Source organism: Biostraticola tofi (assembly GCF_004343195.1).
GTDB lineage: Bacteria > Pseudomonadota > Gammaproteobacteria > Enterobacterales > Enterobacteriaceae > Biostraticola > Biostraticola tofi.
The window spans coordinates 1-4,120 of sequence record NZ_SMCR01000024.1; the positions used below are offsets into that span (position 1 = coordinate 1).

Annotated in this window: 6 protein-coding genes; 1 reads left to right on the plus strand and 5 read right to left on the minus strand. The window is 50.4% G+C overall.

The window, feature by feature from the left end; translation table 11 throughout:
• Positions 1 to 397 (minus strand): hemagglutinin repeat-containing protein (locus tag EDC52_RS19610; RefSeq protein ID WP_230468110.1); only part of this gene is annotated, 397 nt, incomplete at its 3' end.
• Between the two features lie 32 nt (positions 398 to 429).
• Between EDC52_RS19610 and EDC52_RS19615 the strand changes: the two genes are divergently transcribed.
• Positions 430 to 753, plus strand: coding sequence for a SymE family type I addiction module toxin (locus EDC52_RS19615; RefSeq protein ID WP_131868017.1), 324 nt, complete (start codon positions 430 to 432; stop codon positions 751 to 753).
• A gap of 59 nt (positions 754 to 812) precedes the next feature.
• On the opposite strand, the gene EDC52_RS19620 is transcribed toward EDC52_RS19615, so the two are convergent.
• The 4 genes from EDC52_RS19620 to EDC52_RS19635 all read right to left on the minus strand — a co-directional run.
• Positions 813 to 1,127, minus strand: coding sequence for a hypothetical protein (locus EDC52_RS19620; RefSeq protein WP_131868020.1), 315 nt, complete (start codon positions 1,125 to 1,127; stop codon positions 813 to 815).
• The gene (locus EDC52_RS19625) at positions 1,124 to 2,485 is read right to left on the minus strand and encodes a VENN motif pre-toxin domain-containing protein (protein WP_230468111.1); all 1,362 of its coding nucleotides are present in this window, start codon (positions 2,483 to 2,485) and stop codon (positions 1,124 to 1,126) included. The genes EDC52_RS19620 and EDC52_RS19625 overlap by 4 nt, the downstream gene beginning before the upstream one ends.
• 313 nt (positions 2,486 to 2,798) lie before the next feature.
• Positions 2,799 to 3,164 (minus strand): hypothetical protein, encoded by a 366-nt coding sequence (locus tag EDC52_RS19630; protein ID WP_131868024.1) that lies wholly within the window; start codon positions 3,162 to 3,164, stop codon positions 2,799 to 2,801.
• Positions 3,161 to 4,120, minus strand: a 960-nt coding sequence (locus EDC52_RS19635) for a VENN motif pre-toxin domain-containing protein (RefSeq protein ID WP_165911776.1), incomplete at its 5' end; no start/stop codon positions are given. The genes EDC52_RS19630 and EDC52_RS19635, both read right to left, overlap by 4 nt.

The window sequence follows — 4,120 nt, forward strand, 5'->3', positions numbered from 1 at the left end:
CGTTATAGGCCGTGGCAAACAGCTGGTCGTGGATATCCGCCTGGGTGGCGGTTTTGCCTTTATGGTCCTGCTCCCATTGCGACCTGGCGGCGCTGACCTGGGCGCCGGTGAGGCGGGTATCCTGGCCGCTGACGATATTTAGCCCATGGCCGGCATTGGCGGTGCTCAGGGTATGGGTTTCGCCCTCGCCCTGCTGGCTGCTGCGGCCCATATTAACACTGGCATTCAGCGTCAGTCCCAATTTTCCCTGGCCGATATTAAAGCCGATGCCCAGCGAGCCGCCCAGGCTGGAGTTGGTGCCGTCCAGCACCGAGGTATCGCTGGCCGACAGCAGCTTGACATCGGTCAGCGCGGTCAGACCCAGATCGTTGCCTGCCTGCAGCTGGCTGCCCTGCACGGTTATCACAACCAACTAGCAAGGAGTTGATAATGGCTGAGACACATACTAAGCCAGAACCGGTTGTATCCACAACCCGCTGTTATACCGTCAGTTATGCCAGCGATGCGAAGTATAATCCTTTGCCTGCGGTGATCCTTGAGGGACGCTGGCTGGAAGAGGCAGGATTTGCGACCGGTATTCTCATTGAGGTGAAGGTGCTGCCAGACTGCCTTATCCTCTCGGTGAAAAAGCAGTCCCCCATACCGCCAGAGCCGGAGATAATGCAGACCCTGCGTAAGGTCTGTAAGTTCTCGGCCCGCAAGCAGCGGCAGGTGACGGAGCTGATCGAAGTCATCAGTAAGCCGCAGAGATAAGCCGATAACTGACTGGATATAAAGTAAAATCCCGGCTCGATGGTCGGGATTTTTAATCCCTAATAGAAGTCAGGATTTACCTGGCCTTCTGCCTTCAAGATCTCAAGGAAACGGTTATAAGCGACTTCGTCTCGCTCTATTATATCATCCAATAATGCTTCTTTTATTAAAGCCCAATGATATATCCCTTTTATATGCGTGGAAAAATACTTAAATGTGCCATATAAAGTTGAATCAATAACTTGAACATTTCTTGATTTATAAGCAAGTAAACCACCATAGTTTTTAGGCAACCCTAAAAATAGAGTTTCATTTTCAAGCCAATATATGGCGAACACATCAACTATGGTTCCATCTTTCTCTTTTATTTTCATTTAACCTGCCCTTTGATATTCTCGATCACATCTGCTGGGTTAGCCTTAACTCTTTGAGGAGTATCGATTTTTATATCGTAGGCTTTACCCGTAGTAGAATTGTACTGATAATGAATAGTGATTGATTTCCCTTCAGCATTTTTCTGAACTGCCTGCATTTTTTGGAATCCTGCACTTGCAGGAAAACGAGGATCAGAATTCATTCCTGGCAGTATTTCACCTTTTGCAGGGTTTTCCTGCACCTGCTTCAACACTATTTGTTCATTAAGGTCCCTTGGTATGGCTGATTGTTTTCCCGGCTTGGCCGTCGATATTTTCTCCGCCGCACTGATCAGGATTTTATTAGAAATAACACCAGTGGCTTTTCCAACCAGTGATAAGGCTTTCTCTGCCGGGATTGATGTTAACAGCGCCAGAGCATAGTCCTTCGACTCTTTTGCATCCAGCAATGCCATTACCGTATCTGAGCCAGGATTATTACTCAGAATGGCTTTAATAATATCTGCACTTTCCGGCAGATCGCCTTTCACCATCCGAGCCAGATCGGCCTGTACCTGTTCCGGCGGCAGATTCTTGTCCTGCGCATATTGCACGTAAGACTGTACCGACTGACCATAATCCTGCAGCCCCTTCGGCATACTTTCCGGGCTAAGGAAGTTATTCTCTACCGCATTCTTCCCCGCCTGCGCCCCCGCCACCGCGCTCGCCACATCGCCGCCGGCCAGGCCGCCTGCCAGCCCTGCCGCCAGCGTGCCCAACGCCGACACCACCGTCTTCTGGCTTTCCGTCAAATCCTTCGCTTCAATCCCCGCATACACCTGTGAGGCAATATATTCCCCCATCGCCGCACCCGATGCCCCGGCCAGCGCATTGCCACCGCTGAGTTGGGCTACCACCGCCCCCACCACCGCATGGGCCATCAGTCGCTCCGGGCCTGCTGCAGTGGTTTTCTTGATGATATGGGCGATATAGGGGGCGCTGCCCCCGGCTATCGCCTGCGCAATATTGCCGGTCGCCAGGCCCTGTACCACCGCTATCGCCGACTGGGACGCCCGCTTGATTTCACCGCCGGTTTGCATTTCAGCGGCGACCAGCGCCGCGTGATAGGCGCTGGCAAACAGCTGGTCGTGGATATCCGCCTGGGTCGCGGTTTTGCCTTTATGGTCCTGCTCCCATTGCGACCTGGCGGCGCTGCGCTCTTCAGCGCTGGCAGTATCGGCTTTGGCGGTACCCACCTTGGCGGCGGCGATCTTCCCCTGCATCTCGATAATGCCGCTGACCTGCGTGGCGATGTCGCCAATCTTCTTGGCTTGCTGCAGCCGCTGCTGCTCGTGCTCTTTGTTAAAGATCGGGGGCAAAGGTACCGTTTTCGCCTTTGGCCTGCTTAGTGGTATAGCTTTGATGGGAGTATACGTCACTGAAGCCCGATTAGGCGCCGTACTGCGGTGCTACAATAAATATCTTTTTCATCACATCACATTAGAGGATCCTAGGTTGTCGTATTATGGGGATCGAAAAATGGGTGGCCAGTAGCTTAACCAATCCGGTATCACCGACGCGGAACAACTGCAAGTCACCGCCGCGCCCAAGTATTTCAGAGGCGGCGGCGGGAAAATCGAGGATTTAGGGCTGAAAGAAAATAATCCTAGTCACTTTTGGCCGGAATACGTTTCATTTAATCGGATAGTTGTAATGCTCCGGAATCTTATAGTCTTTCGGGAAGGATATCTTGTCAGGGAGTTCGATAAAATGGTCAATATCCTCTACTATTTGATAAAAAACCCCATACACTCCCATCATAAAACTTCTAATATGTAATAAAGCCGCTCGCATCGCTAATTCATCATTATTATTTCTAGCCTTAATAAAAAGTGCGATAGAAAGATTAATATTTTCTATGTCACTTTGAATGCTATCAACAACAGAATGATTTTCAGCTAGATAAATTTCATCACTCTGCAACTTTTCACCTACCGATTTTTCCAAAAAAATCAGATACTCTCGGCTAAACTCATCTAAAAAATCAATATTTATCATTTCGACAACCTCCGCCCTTCTTTGATTGCTGCTTCAGTTTTACTCTTATTGTATGACCCATCAAGGTTAATCACAGCTCTGACTTTTGCCCCTGTACTATCAAAAATCTCGATATGATCTTTATGCTTAGCATCCAAATAAAATTGATCGCCTCTCTTAATATAAATACCGATCGGCTTATCCGCTTTATAAACACTTTGCCCTTGATATAGCTTACTTGTTTTCTTAGATAACACTTTGACTTCACTACCAAATCCTGCCCGGTTAAAAAATTCACCCATATTTCCAACCGCCCCGGCATTTGGAGCATGCGGAATTTTCTTGCCCGGTATTATCACTCCGGCCAACAACCCGCCAGTGGCTTCCAGCGCCGCCTGATTTCCCTCAGATGCCTGTTTTATCGTGTCGACCACGATTGACCAAGTGTCACTGTTCATCAACGCGGTGACACTGTCGGCCACGGCTTGATTCTTCCCGGATAAATCACTCAGAGCTTTGTTACAATAGCTGTCTCCCGCTACACAAGAAGCCAGAGCCATCGCAGCATCTGCAACATAGTCTGCAGAACCTAACGCCGTGTCTCCCGTTTCAGCAATGGCATTAATGATCCCATTTGCTATCGAAGATGTCGTTCCCTCTCCCAGCTTATTCCTGACCTGATCTTTCCAATAAGTAGCACTTTCCTTAACCGACTTCCTCGTTTCGTCCCCAGCCAGCGAGTTATTCTCAACCGCATTCTTCCCCGCCTGCGCCCCCGACACCGCGCTCGCCACATCGCCACCGGCCAGGCCGCCTGCCAGCCCCGCCGCCAGCGTCCCCAGCGCCGACACCATCGTCTTCTGGCTTTCCGTCAAATCCTTTGCTTGGGTTCCCGCATACACCTGGGAGGCAATATATTCCCCCATCGCCGCACCCGATGCCCCGGCCAGGGCATTGCCGCCGCTAAGCTGAGCCAC

Excerpts from the sequence above, each read along its gene's own strand:
- EDC52_RS19615 (WP_131868017.1), top strand. The coding sequence starts at position 430 with ATGGCTGAGACACATACTAAGCCAGAACCGGTTGTATCCACAACCCGC.
- EDC52_RS19630 (WP_131868024.1), bottom strand. The coding sequence starts at position 3,164 with ATGATAAATATTGATTTTTTAGATGAGTTTAGCCGAGAGTATCTGATT.
- EDC52_RS19620 (WP_131868020.1), bottom strand. The coding sequence starts at position 1,127 with ATGAAAATAAAAGAGAAAGATGGAACCATAGTTGATGTGTTCGCCATA.